Here is a 14,987-nt window from a genome sequence, read left to right on the forward strand (position 1 = left end):
AAGAGCTGATTTGTTTGATTATATAGAAATGTTCTATAATCCAACTCGACTGCACAGCCACCTTGGCTATGTGTCCCCCGATGAATATGAAAACACATATTCAAAGGCAAGCTGAATGTCTACTAAATTGGGGGAGGATCAGTTTACCAATTTATTATTGAAAAACCCACTCTTAGTTTCTAACTTAGATAAAATGCTATTAGTGAGAATTCAAGATAAAAAATACGCGCAAGTCGATAGCGTTCATGCCTTTTTCGGCGAGTTTAAACGTACTATCGCGGAATTGTCACTTCCTAAAGATGAATACCCTTACACGACAAACTCTATGGGGTATGAAGCGGTCAGAAAATACTTTCACCGAAGGAAAACCGAACTTAAGGACCTAAACACTCTTAAAAAGAACAAAGATAGGCTTGTTTCGATATCAAATGTGGCATATCAAAACAGGCACGCAATGAGAGAAATTCAGATTGATGAGCAACTTGTTGATACTCCGACCGAAATCACCATTCCTTTTGGTGATACAGAACTCACGCTTCGTTTAGCTAGATTTACTCTTATTATCGCTTTAGATGCTGACACAGATTGTGTTTTAGGGTGCAAGTTTGTTTTCTCAAGAGCAGCTAATCAGCAAGATATGCTTTCTTTATTGAAAAAAGTTGTATTACCGCAGTTGACCCCAGACCTAGGAGTTTTTGCGAGTGAACTGATTCCTGGAGCTAGTTACCCAAGCTCTTTAGGAAAAGAGTTCGAATACTTAGCTATTTCTAATGTGAAATTAGACAACGCAATGATTCATCTTGCTTACTCAGTTAAATCATTAATATGTGATGAATTTGGGTCAACATTAAGTTTTGGACCTCCAGGTAAGCCTAATGACCGAAATTGGGTAGAGTTCGCATTCAAAAGATGCAATCAGTTTTCCCATAGACCAGCCTCGACGACCGGCTCGCATATTATGGACAAGAAAAGAGAAAGTAAATCTCTTTTAAAAAAGCCACCACTTATCAATTTTAAAGAATTCCAACAAGCAATAGAGTTACTTCTTGTAAATCATAATATAACGCAACAAGCTCGACTTGCTGGACAGTCGCCATTAGATGCTTTTTCACAAGACGTGCAGCAACTTTTATTACCGATTATGCCTTATGCATTTACAGAAGGATGGAATCCTTTACAAGAAAGTAAAAAGGTCAAACTTCACCGCAACAAGGACACCGGTGAAAGATTCATAACATTTTACTACCTAAAATATCGCGGCTCACTTACATTAGAACTTGAAGAAAACTGTGATTCTGTTGTGATTAAGTATGACAGAAGTGACATTAGAAATTTAAGCGTATATTCACTCACAGGGAACTATTTTGGTCAAGTTAGAGCGCCGAAGTCATGGCTGATTTATCGTCACAGTTGTGCGCTTAGGACTAACATAATGCGTGAGGTTCGCCGGAATAGATTTCATAGCACCGACCCTTTTGCAAATTACTTTAACGAGCTTCTTCAAAACAAATCAAAACCATCCATTGCATTAAAGTTACTGAACTTCTTAGATGAAACAGAATCTTTGGCACTATCCTCTGGAAAGCAAAGTAAAGAAACGAACATTGATTCACTCGATGAAAAATCAACTATACAAGAGCCAGTCATAGTGAAAAAGCCACTTCCATCACTTCCGGACTGGAATGAACTAATTGAGCAAACTAAAAATGAATAAAGGCAACCATCCCATTTTTTCGCCTTTCGGTTTCAGAATTGAAACCCTTCAATTATTATATCTAAAAGATACACTAAAACGGTGGATTTGGCTTGGTGCAACAGGCGGTTACATTGAAGGGCTATCAAGAGTGGGGAAAACAACAGCCATCGAAATGGTCCTAAATAGCCTTACAAACAGAAGTGGAGATTTAATACCATCAATGATGATTACAATGCCTGAACGTGACACTAAGACTATACGTGCAGTCCATATCAATTTGTGCGAATCGTTTAACATCGCATATCAGCCAAGAGCAACCTCAGATGATTTGACTAATTCTTGGTGTATACACCTTGCAGAACTTTGTCTCATTAGGAACTCAAATACATTTGTACTTTTTGTCGACGAAATGCAGCGAATTATTCCAAAGCAATTTAATGCCTTTGCCGAATTACACGACAAAATGCGTATCAGAGGTATTTTGCTGGTAGTAATTTTTCTAGGAAACCACCATGAAAGTGACAGGCTGATAAGAGCGGTTGGAACCAAAACATATAGTCACATACAAGGTCGATTTTTTGTTAACAATGAAAGATTTCACGGTATCCGAAAAGAAACTGAATTAACACATTGCTTGCGACAATATGACAATTTGTGTTATCCGGAAAACAGTGCGATTTCCTACACAGAATATTTCTTACCGGAAGATTACAAGTCTGGCTGGAGGTTGTCAGACCAAAGCAAGTTACTTTGGTCTTGTTTTTGGTCAATAAAGAAAGAGCATCAATTTGAGTCTATCGGGATGCAATATATTTTGGCCACTATAAGACCGTTGTTAACAGATTATCTACCTGCACTTGGTGTAGAACGATTAAATGAAGAAATGGTACTGAAATGTATTGAGTTGTCGGGTTTACCTAAATCCCAGATTACTTTCGTCGATTAAATGCAAAAATAATTAGCGTGAAGTATTCAGTCGATTTATTACGCTTGGTTAAACAAATCTGAGTAACTATTTGTGTCAACTAAAACTCTCTCTTCCGAATTAAATAAAATTTTCAATACAGGTGTTCATTTTCGGCAGCCCTATGAAAGTTATTATAGCAAATATAGGCGATTTTTGTCTGCAAACCCAGCGTGTAGGATTAATGATATTACGGGCGATATAGATAGAAGATACCTTAAAGCTTTTGATTTAGAGCTAATCTATAATGAACTTTCGCAAAAAGAAAAGAGCCTACCAAGCTTTGAAATGCCACTGGATTACACAAATTCAATCGAATATAGAATTACAAAAAATTGCCCAACGTGTTCCAGTTCTGGATATCACTCATATTTGTACGAGTATACATGGCTAACTGAATGCCCCGAACACAAAACAAAACTGGTTGACTCGTGTCCTTCGTGTCATAAAGCGTGGCCCACTATAAAGGAGCTTATTAAGCGAGATTGTTCAGTTTGCGGAAGACATATAAACATAAACCACGCTACTAAAAGTAAATGTGAAAAATTAAAAACTTCTACTGTCAGTCAGCTTCATGCATTTCATCGCTTAGGTTTAATATCTAAATCTTTTTTTTTACAGAAACATATCGCAAAAGCGAGACTCAAATCTTTTCATCAAGCAACCATGCAAGATATAGACTTTACTCTATGGGCTTCCGTTTTAACAGAGAAAGAAAAGACACAAGAAACGGAAAATTTAAGGTTGCCTGATGTTAATAAGCTTGTATTTGATGTTAAGGTTTTAGCCAACAAAAACGTAAATAAAGTAGACTATAATTACAAATTTTTCAGATTAAATCTAAGTCCATGGCAAATAAGATTAAGAAAAAAAGTTCGCCAATCTCTTATTTCTATTATTAATACACATGCAATTGGCGAGCACCAATTTCACCGAAAGTATTTTATAGGCACCAGTCGTTTTTGTTTCGACAAGAAGTACAATCCATGCCCATATTGTGTCGCATTAAACCTCTGGATTGATTTGACTCGATATAGTTACAACTTCATAACTCTTGAACACTTTATCAATAAGATTAATCGTATATTTGAATACTTATACCACCTTGCGCCATGTAACCCTTCTACATTTGTCACGCAAGGCAGCTTAGTAGAAAAGGCAATTATAAGTGACGTTGATATGAAACTAGATTCTAAGTTTCAAAAATGGATATATGAGTACGAATTGCGTACATTTTTCAATAGAATTTTGAAGATGGCTTTTTGTTATACTACAGTGGACAAAAGTGCTATTTCTCATCCAATAAATTGTTTTGCAGACGGTATTAATAGAATAGAAAGAAAGAATAAGCATCGAAATTTTTCTATAAAGGGAAATAGCGTTATAAGTTATCTGGACTTAGAAAAAAATGCTTTCTGTGTTAATGGTGTCGGACTTTTGAATCCTAATGAAGATTGTTTGTCTACTCTACCGAGATTTCCTACGTGTCTGTGTAACTCATATTTTAACAAATTTGATACCGACAAGTATTATGATAACGATTTTGCTACGTTTATTTACCGTCCACCACGGTAACTTTAGTAAGGGTACCGAATAATGGCATCGAGAAATTGTAGACTGGAGGCTTCCTAACCATAGCACTAAATTCAACTAGTGAAGCTTGCTACCATTAATAAAACAAATAAGAAAATATTCGCATAAAGATTCTTAATCCTATAGCTGCCTTACTTCGATGCGAATGCATAATTATGCAAATAAACGATTCTGAAAGTCTAATGCACGACCAACAATGCACCCTTAATTGGTGGAAAGTAAATAAAGTTAGCTTCATTCCTTCATACTGTACCCATATTTGAAGTAAAAATGAGGATAAATGAATAAAAATAGGCTAATTTAAGCTAATTTTGATAACCGATTTAGAAGGTTGCCCGCTTCTTATCTAATTGAATATTATATTGAATTTACGCTTTGTTTGGATTCTTGATGATTTGCATTTTGTGCCCTCTTCTCATCTCAGTAAATTTAATGAAAATATAAAAGGCAGTATTGATAGTTTTAAAATGAAGTTAAGAGTTTGATGAGTTTGAAAAGAATGATTGAGCGAAAGCTTAGCAAATCAAATTTGGATTAAGTTTTGAGAACCACGAATTCTGATACCATAGTTATTACTATTGCAAACGCATAGAAAAGTGACCAAGTAATTCACTTTTCTATGCACCAATTTGACTCTACTTCGTTGCGCGCAACATCCAAGCAGTCTTTTCATGTATACGCATACGATCACCAACCAACGCTGAGGTCGATTCATCGTCCGCATCTTGAGCTAGTTTTAATACACCGCGACATGTTTTTACAACAGCTTCATGCCCTTTTAAAAGAAGGCTAACCATCTCGTTTGCCTCCGGCACTCCGTCTACTTCTTTAATGCTACTGAGCTTTGCAAATGCTTGATAAGTTCCTGGCGCAGCGACACCTAAAGTACGTATACGCTCAGCAATGTCGTCAACGGCAATAGCAAGTTCTGTATAATGCTCTTCAAACATCAAATGTAGCTCACGAAATTGTGGCCCAGTCACATTCCAATGGAAATTGTGTGTTTGTAAGTACAAAGTGTAAGAATCGGCAAGTAAGCTTTTTAGGCCCTCAGCAATTTCAATCCTGTTGCTTTCATTTATACCTATATCTATTTTACTCATATTGTCACCTTCTAATTGATTGAGGTTTTAAATCTGAAAACCATATTGAACGATTTTAACCAAGCTGAAAAAATATTTCATTAGTAAATAATTCTGATGCTGTTATGACATTCAAGGTATTTACGGTAGTGATGTCTATTTAGTTTCTATTTCATCAGCAAAGGTAAAATTATGTTTATTGTGTTTCTTCGAAAACTGCATCGCTTTATCAGCTTTCGTTCTCAATTCATATTGGGTATCACCGTGATCAGGGAATATTGCCACTCCGATGCTTAGATTAATTTTTATTTCATGATCTTTATAAGGCACTCTCTGATCAAACGCAGCAATAAGTCGTTTACAGATAATATCGCACGCTTCTTTTGATACAGGGAAATGAAGTATAACGAGAAACTCATCACCGCCCTGCCTGCAAGCAATATCAGTATCACGAATAAGTTCTTTTATGCGTTTAGCAACTTCTTTTAAAGCGTAATCACCAGCATCGTGCCCCAGAGCATCATTTATCAGGCTAAATTCATCAATATCAATATAGAGAATAGCGGCCTTAAACTCATGGCGTTTCGCCATATTTAGCGTTAGTTCAAGTTGCTCTTGCGCTAACCTTTGTGAACTAAGTCCCGTCAAATGGTCATGATTAGCTAAATAATCAAGCTCTTCTTTTTTCTTTGCCAAAAGAAGAGTTGATTGACTAAACTTCTTGTATGTCTCAGCTAACAAAGTAGAAATTACAACGAAGGCGATTAATACGGATATGATTGAAAAGTTCCATACATAATAAGCGGTATCTAGGGATAAATGAGCGTCGTATGGAAAAATAACAGAATCTGGTTTGAGTAATAAAATTGTCGCTACTAAGGCAATCGCCAGAAAACCATAAATGGCTGAAAGCATAGAGCTGTGCAAGTATAGTAAAACTAAGCAAGATGAAAATAGTAATGCCAGCAAGCCACTATTGATACCAATTCCATATGCGCCAATAAGCATAACAAAGCTTAAAAACATCGTAACTAAGGCTACATCAATACCAAACAATTGTTTAGACGGTCTAAAGTATAGCGCAAACGCTAAGATTAAAAATACAATATGGACCAGATGAAGGTGATGATATCCCTCGTTAAGCCAAGTTATAACAGTAACAGGCAACAACAAAGCACACGCAATAATGACGATAAGCACCAGTTTGACAGCGATATTTTGTTTAAGTTTATTTTGTAATTTTTGCGAATCGGTCAAGTTGTTTACCTAGCGAGGAAGTTAAATACCATTTGTTAAGCCTGCACACCCTGTACATTGCATGTGTATATACGAAAAGATACTCTTGTTGTGAACTAAATGCAAAAATGTAAGCTTAATTTTCATTTTATATTAATAGAATCAGCAATTTGTCGATATATTGTTCATCATTCACTCGCTTAATTCCAAAAAAAATAAGATACTCACTATTAAGCTTTAACCTTGGTTCAATTCATAAATGACAATTTTAATAGTATTTTCTGTTCTCATTCTCCTCGCATTTCTTTGGCTTTTGTTGTTGAAGGCCGACACCAGCTTTGTGATAGCTAATGGCTTGTATAATTCAGCAAATAAATTGGAAGCTAAATTAGCTAAATTAAAACATTATTCTATTTGGAATAAAGAGTTCGATATAGAGTCTCACTATTTAAGCAACGTATTAGAATTCGATAACACAAAACCTATCATCGTATTGCTGCACGGTTTTAGTGCTGACAAATATATTTGGAACAGAATTGCTAAACGCCTAACAAACCAATATCAAATTTTCGCACCAGACCTACTCGGACATGGTGACGTTGTCTATCGCAAAACAGACACCTACTCGACACCGGAACAAGTTCGCTTTTTATTAAGTATGCTAAACAAACTGAACATAAAAAAGTTTCATATTATCGGCAATAGTATGGGCGGTTTAATGACGGCGAAAATGCTAGAAATATGCCCAAGAGATATTGGCAAAGCGGTATTGATAGATCCTGCTGGCATAAAATCGGACTTTTCCTTAGAAATGGCAAAGTCAAATAAGAACCCTTTCAATCATTACAATGAAGCCGACTTCTTCTATTTCTATGACTTAGTCATGGCAAAGCCGCCTTATATGCCTCGCTTTATATTGAGAGCTATTGCATACAAGTACATCAGTAAACGTGAACAATATGTACATATGTTCAGAGATTTCTTTAATCCAGACGACTTCTTTGATTTATCTCATAGAATTGAGTCGTCAGACGTTATGCTGATATGGGGCGTTAATGATAAACTAATGCCCGTTGCTGATTATATAACTTGGCAAGAAATGTTAGATTCAACAACAGTGATATATGAAGATCTTGGACACATGGCAATGGTAGAAGATGTTAAAAGAGTATCCAAAGACATCATGCTATTTTTAGAAAACAAATCTTAAGCAAAAAGTATTAACCACATAATCTAATTTATAGACAAAAACATTTAGAGAACTCAAAAGCCCGATGGAATACATTTACTTATTAATTGCTTTTATTTTTGGTTTTGGCTTTCGGCTATTAAACCTGCCACCTTTAATAGGTTATCTTATTGCAGGCTTCATTCTTAATGTATGGGGAATTGAGAATAACGATACCTTACAAACGATCGCTGATATGGGCATAACTATTATGCTGTTTACTATCGGTTTGAAACTCAATATTCAGGATTTGTTGAAGAGAGAGATTTGGGTAAGCAGTATATTGCACACAGCAATTTGGGTTGCCTTTATTAGTGCCGTTTTTACTTTACTCAGTATCTTGGGCTTACCTTATTTTGTAGGCATGGAGCCCAGTACAGCTGCACTTATTGGCTTTGCGTTTAGTTTTAGTTCAACAGTTTGTGTTGTTAAGATATTAGAAGAGAGTGGCGAAGGTAAAACGAGACACGGTAAAGTAGCCATTGGTATATTGGTAATGCAAGATATCTTCGCTGTTTTATTTATGGTGTTTGTTACCGGGCAAGTACCTTCAATATATGCCCTACTCTTGTTTTTGCTCGTCCCAATGATTCCGCTATTTCATAAGTTACTCAATGAATCTGGTCACGGAGAATTGTTGCCTTTGACGGGGTTTATATTTGCATTGGGTGGTTATCAACTTTTCGAGTTAGTTGGAATTAAGGGAGACCTAGGTGCATTGATATTCGGAATATTAGTATCAGGTCATTCGAAAGCGACAGAATTATCGAAATCGCTATTAAGCTTCAAAGATTTATTCCTAATAGGGTTTTTCTTAACAATTGGCTTAACAGCATTACCTACTTTGGAAATCGTGTTTATTGCTTTACTTATCACCTTCCTTCTACCCATTAAGTTTTATTTATTCTTCATTTTACTGACCAAATTTAGATTACGTGCGCGCACTTCATTCCTATCAGGATTAGTAATGTCAAATTACAGCGAATTCGGGCTGATAGTTGCTGCAGTAGCAGTTAGTGTTGGCCTTTTGGATAACGTTTGGTTAGTTATCATAGCCTTGAGTGTCTCCTTCTCGTTTGTATTTACCAGCATTATGTATAAGAACTCCCATAATCAATATAAACGACATAAAGAAGCGCTGAAAAAATTCCAATCGCCGGTATCACTAAAGGAGGATGTTTATCCACATATGGGAAAAACAAAAGTCCTTGTTATTGGTATGGGTCGTGTCGGTAAAGGTGCATTTACAACATTAGCTAAGTTGATGGAACATGGTGTAACCGGGATGGATGCTGATCTTGAAAAAGTAAATGCGCTAAAAGAAGAAAAGTATGAAGCAATACTGGGGGACGGTGAAAACATCGATTTATGGGAGAATGTAGACATTAGTAATATTGAACTCATTCTATTAGCACTTCCGTCGATTGAAGACTCATCTAACATCACGAATCAACTTAGGTCAGCTTCCTATAAAGGAAAGATCGCCGCCATCGCGCGCTATGAAGATGAAGTTCAGCCACTATTAGATGTTGGTGTAGATAAAGTATTCAACTTCTTCACTGAGGCCGGTTTAGGCTTCGCGGAGGAAAGTTTTGAGATGCTCAGTAAGTAATATACCTTTCAGTTGCTAATCAAAGACTTAATGAAAATCATTCTCTTTACTATGGTATTGATATTTAAGAAGTATTTTTCATTTTAATTGATCTTACTCAAAAGCTATCTATAATGGTTATATAAGTAATTTAACCTAAATTTATTAAGCACCGTCTATATAAATTCAGTTAAGAGGTAGAAAAATGAAAGGGAAACCCGAAGTCTTAAAAGTACTCAATGAAGTACTAACCACAGAGCTCACCTCTATTAACCAGTATTTTTTACACGCACGAATGTATAAAAACTGGGGTTTTGAAGCACTCAACGAGAAATGCTATAAAAAATCAATCAAAGATATGAAACAGGCCGATGAATTAATTGCTCGTATATTATTTTTAGAGGGCCTACCCAACCTGCAAATGCTTGGCAAAATAAATATTGGTGAAGAACCCGTTGAAATGTTGAAATGCGATGCTGGCTTTCAACTAAAACAAATCCCACAGATGAAAGATGCGATTGCTCTTTGTGAAGTGCAGCAAGATTTTGTATCAAGAGATCTTCTAGCTAGCATACTGGAATACGAAGAAGATCATTTTGACTGGTTGGATACTCAGGCATATCAAATTGAGCAGTTAGGAATACAAAACTATCTTCAATCACAAGTAGAGGACGATTAAAATGCAAGGTAACAAAAAAGTTATAGATGGCTTAAACACCCTACTTGGCTATGAACTTGCCGCTATGGATCAGTACTTTGTGCATTCGCAAATGTATTTAGATTGGGGCTTGCATAAATTATACGAACGCATCAACCACGAATTTGACGATGAAAAAGGCCATGCGACGAAACTGATTGAAAGAATGCTCTTTTTAGGCGGTGAGCCTGACATGGAAACCCGTGTTGGTTACAAAGTAGGAAAAACAGTCGCTGAAATGTTACAGAGTGATTTACGAGTAGAATATGAAGTAGCTGATAAGTTAAGAAACGTCATTGCGTTATGCGAAAGTGAGAAGGATTTTGTGACTCGTGACATGTTAATGATCCTATTAGACGACACAGAAATGGATCATGCGCACTGGTTAGAACAGCAACTTGGTCTTATTGAAAGGTTAGGCTTATCTAATTATTTACAGTCTCAAATGTAATCACTCATCAAGAGTTGTAAAAAACACGGCTGAGTAGTTTTCTACTTGGCCGTTTTCGTCTTCAACAGATAAATTTAACCTCCATTGCATTTTTGCTAAATTACAGCTTCCTAAAAATGTCACAAACACGTCATTTTGTTCAATGATGGGTGTTTTCCCCATGTACATATTAACTCCCTCAATCCATGCATTATTGAGTTGAATTCCTTCAGGAAGCTCAATTGACAATAATATTTCTTCCTCAGTGATAATTTTTGATAAAAAATTTATCGAAATTTCACCATTTTTGTTTACGAAAGTACACTTTTCGCTCGATAAATCGCAAGCATCGACTGGCTCATTCGTTTTATTAACAAAATTATAATAAATCCCTGCGATGCTTATGGTTATTAGGATTGTGAAGATTAAAAGTGTGTTTTTGGATTGCATTTTATTTTCTTTTTTAACGATTTATTAACCGTAAACTTTCCTTTATTGACGGAGATCAATTGTGACTGAAGTAATATATCTTTTTGTATTTAAAAACATTATTATTCGCATGTGAGATCTCACAAGCTTACTTAAATTGAAGCCACTACTCAACTAGGCATCAACAAGTAAGTCGACTACACTGAGATATAATTATTTTTTCTCGACGCGGAAGATATATTGATATGAGCGAAACAAGCCAAGTACAACCTGATTACAATTATAAAGTAGTCAGACAATTCACTATAATGACGGTTGTTTGGGGCATAATTGGAATGACAATAGGAGTGTTAATTGCAGCGCAATTATTTGCTCCTGCATTAAACTTTGATATTCCATGGTTAACCTACTCTCGTTTAAGACCTTTACACACTAATGCGGTTATTTTTGCTTTTGGAGGCTGTGCTCTTTTTGCAACCTCTTATTATATAGTGCAAAGAACCAGTCAGGTGCGCTTATTCAGTGACAAACTCGCAGCATTCACGTTCTGGGGATGGCAGGCTGTAATTGTTGCTGCAGTAGTTACGCTTCCGTTTGGTTACACATCAAGTAAAGAGTATGCTGAGCTTGAATGGCCTATCGATATACTCATTACACTAGTTTGGGTTGCCTATATTATCAACTTCTTTGGCACCCTGGTAATTCGTCGCACATCTCATATCTATGTCGCAAACTGGTTCTTAGGCGCATTCATGCTTACCGTTGCTGTATTGCATATTGGTAATAGTATGGTTGTTCCGGTTAGTTTCATGAAATCATATCCAATATATGCAGGTGCAGTAGATGCGATGATGCAGTGGTGGTATGGCCACAACGCTGTTGGGTTCTTCTTAACAGCCGGTTTCTTAGGCATGATGTATTATTTCGTACCTAAACAAGCAGGTCGTCCGGTTTATTCATATCGCTTGTCAATTGTGCATTTCTGGGCTCTTGTATCTTTGTATATTTGGGCTGGTCCGCATCACCTTCATTACACTGCCCTACCTGATTGGACTCAATCTTTAGGAATGGTAATGTCGATTGTTCTTTTTGTTCCTTCATGGGGTGGAATGATCAACGGAATCATGACCTTATCAGGCGCATGGCACAAGCTAAGAACCGACCCAATACTCCGCTTCTTAATTGTTTCATTGTCTTTCTATGGTATGTCTACCTTTGAAGGTCCAATGATGGCAATCAAAACGGTTAACGCCCTCTCACACTATACTGATTGGACTGTTGGTCACGTACACTCTGGTGCTTTAGGTTGGGTTGCGATGGTGTCTATTGGCTCTATTTACCACTTAGTACCTATCCTGTTTGGACAACCAAAAATGTACAGCACGAAATTAATTAATGTTCACTTTTGGTTAGCGACGATTGGTGTTGTTTTATACATCGTTGCAATGTGGATGTCAGGCGTTCTTCAGGGACTAATGTGGAGAGCTGTGAATCTTGACGGTACTCTGACTTACTCTTTCGTAGAGTCCTTGGAAGCATCGAAGCCATTCTATGTCGTCCGATTCATTGGTGGTTTATTCGTTGTAGTTGGTATGCTAATTATGGCTTACAACTGTTACCGCACAATTAGTGCCCCTAAAGAAAGCATTGTAGATAACTCTGCAACTGCTGCAGCATAGAGGAGAGCGATAATGAAAAATCCACATGAGTTATTAGAAAAAAACGTTGGTTTATTAACTGTCCTTATCCTCGTTGCCATTAGCTTTGGTGCAATGGCGCAAATCTTACCGCTGATGTTTGACCAACAAGCATTAGACCCAGTAAAAGGTTTACGCCCCTATACTGCACTTGAATTGGAAGGCCGTGACATCTATATCCGTGAAGGTTGTGTTGGCTGTCATAGTCAAATGATAAGACCCTTCCGCTCTGAAACTGAACGTTATGGACATTACTCCGTCGCCGGTGAATCTGTTTGGGAACGTCCTTTCTTATGGGGTTCTAAAAGAACGGGTCCAGATTTAGCGCGAGTAGGACAACGTTATAGTGATGAATGGCATCGCGTGCATTTAATCAACCCACGAAACGTTGTTCCAGAGTCAAATATGCCTGGTTACCCATGGTTAGCAGAAAACAAACTTGATGGTGCCGACATCGCTAAGAAAATGGAAGTTAACCGCATGTTGGGTATGCCCTATACAGATGAAGATATTGCAGGTGCTGAAGCTGCAGTTAAAGGCAAAACAGAAATGGAAGCCTTAATATCTTATCTGCAACAACTTGGGACGCATTTAAAATAATGGACCAAGCAACTATAGGCAGTATATTTACGGTCATCGTTTTCGTTTGTTTCGTTGGAGTTTGTTATTGGGCATTCAGCAGCCGCAATAAAAAGAGCTTTGATGAAGCAGCAAATTTAGTGTTCGATGACGAACCAAAGAAAAACTTAAATAAAGAAGATCAGGAGTCTTAAACCTATGAGTATGTTTTGGACAATTTGGATATCTGTTATATCTCTGGGCACAATTATAGGTTGTTACTGGCTTTTACGTTGGTGCTTATCAAACTCTACCGATGTGCCTGAAGGCGAGTCAATGGGACACGTTTTCGATGGCATTGAAGAACTAAATAACCAGCTTCCTCGTTGGTGGACAATACTATTTTATATTTGTATGGTCTGGGGACTCATTTATTTAGTGTTTTACCCTGGTTTAGGAGGGTTCAAAGGCGTGTTAGGTTGGACTAGTTCTAACCAAGGTGTGCTCAGTCTAGAGGAATCGAAGCTAGCCTTACGTAAAGATATTGAAGATGGAAACTGGAACGAGTATGCCCTTCAAATCAAATACGCTAATGAAAAGTTTGATCCCATATTCGCTGAATATGCGAAAACTCCGGTGGAAGAGCTAGCGATGAATAAAGAAGCGGTGCAAGTTGGCCAGCGTTTATTCTTACAAAACTGTGCTCAATGCCATGGTTCGAACGCAAAAGGTGCTGCATCAGGCTTCCCTAACCTAACGGACAACGATTGGCTGTATGGTGGTTCCGGCGACAAGATTAAAGAAACTTTGATCCTTGGCCGTAAAGGCGCGATGCCAGGCTGGTTAAACAGTATGGGTGAAGATGGTGTTGCCGAAGTAGTAGCTTACACGCTTAGCCTTAGTGGCCGTGACGTAGATCAAGGATTAAAAGAAGCTGGTAAAGCAAGGTTTGCGGTTTGTGCAGCCTGCCACGGAGTTGACGGTAAAGGGAACCAAATGCTTGGTGCACCTAACTTGACTGATAATATTTGGTTATATGGCGGAAACACGAAAACCGTTACGCAAACCCTTTATTACGGGCGTAATGGTGTAATGCCTGCATTTAACGAAACTTTAGGTGAAGATAAAGTACACGTTGTTGCAGCTTACGTTTACAGTTTGTCGAATAATAAGTAAATATAAAACACTGAAAGCCTCGTATTAACGGGGCTTTTTTATGCCCAATTCAGTATACTCCCTATCTATTCAAACCCCGTTTATCACTTAAAAAGAAGAGTTTACATCCTATGGAAGAGTCAGACATTAAACCTTGGTACAAACAGTTCTGGCCATGGTTTTTAATCTGCATACCCGTTTCATCGTTTATTGTTGGTGGCATTGTCATTAGTTTTGCGACAGACGGTACCAATAGCCTAGTTGTCGATGATTATTATAAAGAAGGTAAATCGATTAATGCACGACTAGATAAAGTCGAAGCCGCGAGAGCATTGAATATCAGCACCCAACTGAAAATAAGTGATGAGCTTATCAGTGTCGAGTTTCTAACCGGAGCACCAGAAAGCAAAGAAGCATTAAGATTAGATTTCTTTCATGTGACACAAGAAGATAAAGACTTCCAAGTGCTTTTACTTGCAGATGCTTCTGGTATTTATAGAGCAGAAGCAAGTGCGTCAATAAAAGGTAAGTGGCGATTACGATTAACACCACTAGACGAACACTGGAAGGTTCAAAAAACCATTACATTACCCACATATACGGCTATCAGTTTTAATCCATAATGAGTGTT

At 37.3% G+C, this 14,987-nt stretch carries 16 protein-coding genes; 13 read left to right on the plus strand and 3 right to left on the minus strand.

Translation table 11 applies throughout. The features are described 5' to 3' along the window. The 4 genes from ACKLNX_RS15185 to ACKLNX_RS15200 all read left to right on the plus strand — a co-directional run. Positions 1 to 115: IS3 family transposase (locus tag ACKLNX_RS15185; protein ID WP_412972700.1), on the plus strand; the 115-nt coding region annotated here is incomplete at its 5' end. Beyond that, positions 116 to 1,714, plus strand: coding sequence for a hypothetical protein (locus tag ACKLNX_RS15190; RefSeq protein WP_412972979.1), 1,599 nt, complete (start codon positions 116 to 118; stop codon positions 1,712 to 1,714). Continuing rightward, on the plus strand, positions 1,707 to 2,642 hold the full coding sequence (locus ACKLNX_RS15195) for an AAA family ATPase (RefSeq protein ID WP_412972980.1): 936 nt from the start codon (positions 1,707 to 1,709) through the stop codon (positions 2,640 to 2,642). The genes ACKLNX_RS15190 and ACKLNX_RS15195 overlap by 8 nt, the downstream gene beginning before the upstream one ends. 174 nt (positions 2,643 to 2,816) lie before the next feature. Further along, the gene (locus ACKLNX_RS15200) at positions 2,817 to 4,235 is read left to right on the plus strand and encodes a hypothetical protein (protein ID WP_412972981.1); all 1,419 of its coding nucleotides are present in this window, start codon (positions 2,817 to 2,819) and stop codon (positions 4,233 to 4,235) included. Positions 4,236 to 4,888: 653 nt separating this feature from the next. Here ACKLNX_RS15200 and ACKLNX_RS15205 read toward each other — a convergent pair. Both ACKLNX_RS15205 and ACKLNX_RS15210 read right to left on the minus strand, forming a co-directional pair. Next, positions 4,889 to 5,356, minus strand: a complete 468-nt coding sequence (locus ACKLNX_RS15205) for a Dps family protein (RefSeq protein ID WP_411693862.1) — start codon at positions 5,354 to 5,356, stop codon at positions 4,889 to 4,891. A gap of 135 nt (positions 5,357 to 5,491) precedes the next feature. After that, positions 5,492 to 6,592, minus strand: a complete 1,101-nt coding sequence (locus tag ACKLNX_RS15210; protein ID WP_412972982.1) for a diguanylate cyclase domain-containing protein — start codon at positions 6,590 to 6,592, stop codon at positions 5,492 to 5,494. 238 nt (positions 6,593 to 6,830) lie between these two features. On the opposite strand from ACKLNX_RS15210, the gene ACKLNX_RS15215 reads away from it, so the two are divergent. The 4 genes from ACKLNX_RS15215 to bfr (ACKLNX_RS15230) all read left to right on the plus strand — a co-directional run bounded on the left by ACKLNX_RS15215 (position 6,831) and on the right by bfr (ACKLNX_RS15230) (position 10,538). Continuing rightward, complete coding sequence (locus tag ACKLNX_RS15215; RefSeq protein ID WP_411693860.1) at positions 6,831 to 7,781, plus strand: alpha/beta fold hydrolase; 951 nt, start codon at positions 6,831 to 6,833, stop codon at positions 7,779 to 7,781. A 64-nt stretch (positions 7,782 to 7,845) separates the two neighbouring features. After that, on the plus strand, positions 7,846 to 9,411 hold the full coding sequence (locus ACKLNX_RS15220) for a cation:proton antiporter (RefSeq protein WP_411693859.1): 1,566 nt from the start codon (positions 7,846 to 7,848) through the stop codon (positions 9,409 to 9,411). 184 nt (positions 9,412 to 9,595) lie between these two features. Further along, positions 9,596 to 10,069: a bacterioferritin gene (gene bfr, locus ACKLNX_RS15225; RefSeq protein ID WP_411693858.1), complete on the plus strand. Its 474-nt coding sequence runs from the start codon at positions 9,596 to 9,598 to the stop codon at positions 10,067 to 10,069. Between the two features lies 1 nt (position 10,070). Beyond that, positions 10,071 to 10,538 (plus strand): bacterioferritin, encoded by a 468-nt coding sequence (bfr, locus tag ACKLNX_RS15230; protein WP_411693857.1) that lies wholly within the window; start codon positions 10,071 to 10,073, stop codon positions 10,536 to 10,538. Here bfr (ACKLNX_RS15230) and ACKLNX_RS15235 read toward each other — a convergent pair whose 3' ends face one another. After that, positions 10,539 to 10,967: a hypothetical protein gene (locus ACKLNX_RS15235; protein ID WP_411693856.1), complete on the minus strand. Its 429-nt coding sequence runs from the start codon at positions 10,965 to 10,967 to the stop codon at positions 10,539 to 10,541. A gap of 224 nt (positions 10,968 to 11,191) precedes the next feature. Between ACKLNX_RS15235 and ccoN the strand changes: the two genes are divergently transcribed. The 5 genes from ccoN (at position 11,192) to ACKLNX_RS15260 (ending at position 14,979) form a co-directional block, all read left to right on the plus strand. Further along, entirely contained in the window at positions 11,192 to 12,625 is a 1,434-nt protein-coding gene (gene ccoN, locus ACKLNX_RS15240; protein WP_412972983.1) for a cytochrome-c oxidase, cbb3-type subunit I, read from the plus strand. A gap of 12 nt (positions 12,626 to 12,637) precedes the next feature. After that, entirely contained in the window at positions 12,638 to 13,243 is a 606-nt protein-coding gene (gene ccoO, locus ACKLNX_RS15245; RefSeq protein ID WP_411693854.1) for a cytochrome-c oxidase, cbb3-type subunit II, read from the plus strand. Next, on the plus strand, positions 13,243 to 13,416 hold the full coding sequence (locus tag ACKLNX_RS15250) for a cbb3-type cytochrome oxidase subunit 3 (protein ID WP_412972984.1): 174 nt from the start codon (positions 13,243 to 13,245) through the stop codon (positions 13,414 to 13,416). Before ccoO ends, ACKLNX_RS15250 begins: the two co-directional genes overlap by 1 nt. 4 nt (positions 13,417 to 13,420) lie before the next feature. Then, on the plus strand, positions 13,421 to 14,377 hold the full coding sequence (ccoP, locus tag ACKLNX_RS15255; protein ID WP_411693852.1) for a cytochrome-c oxidase, cbb3-type subunit III: 957 nt from the start codon (positions 13,421 to 13,423) through the stop codon (positions 14,375 to 14,377). 110 nt (positions 14,378 to 14,487) lie between these two features. Further along, the gene (locus ACKLNX_RS15260; RefSeq protein WP_411693851.1) at positions 14,488 to 14,979 is read left to right on the plus strand and encodes a FixH family protein; all 492 of its coding nucleotides are present in this window, start codon (positions 14,488 to 14,490) and stop codon (positions 14,977 to 14,979) included. The last annotated feature ends 8 nt before the right edge of the window (positions 14,980 to 14,987 follow it).

Origin of the sequence: Glaciecola sp. MF2-115, assembly GCF_047250385.1 — a bacterium.
Taxonomy (GTDB): domain Bacteria; phylum Pseudomonadota; class Gammaproteobacteria; order Enterobacterales; family Alteromonadaceae; genus Glaciecola.

What these genes read in the sequence shown, in the direction of transcription:
- ACKLNX_RS15235 (WP_411693856.1), bottom strand. Translation starts at nt 10,967, where the DNA reads ATGCAATCCAAAAACACACTTTTAATCTTCACAATCCTAATAACCATA.
- ACKLNX_RS15250 (WP_412972984.1), top strand. Translation starts at nt 13,243, where the DNA reads ATGGACCAAGCAACTATAGGCAGTATATTTACGGTCATCGTTTTCGTT.
- bfr (WP_411693858.1), top strand. Translation starts at nt 9,596, where the DNA reads ATGAAAGGGAAACCCGAAGTCTTAAAAGTACTCAATGAAGTACTAACC.
- ccoO (WP_411693854.1), top strand. Translation starts at nt 12,638, where the DNA reads ATGAAAAATCCACATGAGTTATTAGAAAAAAACGTTGGTTTATTAACT.
- bfr (WP_411693857.1), top strand. Translation starts at nt 10,071, where the DNA reads ATGCAAGGTAACAAAAAAGTTATAGATGGCTTAAACACCCTACTTGGC.
- ACKLNX_RS15220 (WP_411693859.1), top strand. Translation starts at nt 7,846, where the DNA reads ATGGAATACATTTACTTATTAATTGCTTTTATTTTTGGTTTTGGCTTT.
- ACKLNX_RS15190 (WP_412972979.1), top strand. Translation starts at nt 116, where the DNA reads ATGTCTACTAAATTGGGGGAGGATCAGTTTACCAATTTATTATTGAAA.
- ACKLNX_RS15195 (WP_412972980.1), top strand. Translation starts at nt 1,707, where the DNA reads ATGAATAAAGGCAACCATCCCATTTTTTCGCCTTTCGGTTTCAGAATT.
- ACKLNX_RS15215 (WP_411693860.1), top strand. Translation starts at nt 6,831, where the DNA reads ATGACAATTTTAATAGTATTTTCTGTTCTCATTCTCCTCGCATTTCTT.
- ccoP (WP_411693852.1), top strand. Translation starts at nt 13,421, where the DNA reads ATGAGTATGTTTTGGACAATTTGGATATCTGTTATATCTCTGGGCACA.
- ccoN (WP_412972983.1), top strand. Translation starts at nt 11,192, where the DNA reads ATGAGCGAAACAAGCCAAGTACAACCTGATTACAATTATAAAGTAGTC.
- ACKLNX_RS15260 (WP_411693851.1), top strand. Translation starts at nt 14,488, where the DNA reads ATGGAAGAGTCAGACATTAAACCTTGGTACAAACAGTTCTGGCCATGG.
- ACKLNX_RS15205 (WP_411693862.1), bottom strand. Translation starts at nt 5,356, where the DNA reads ATGAGTAAAATAGATATAGGTATAAATGAAAGCAACAGGATTGAAATT.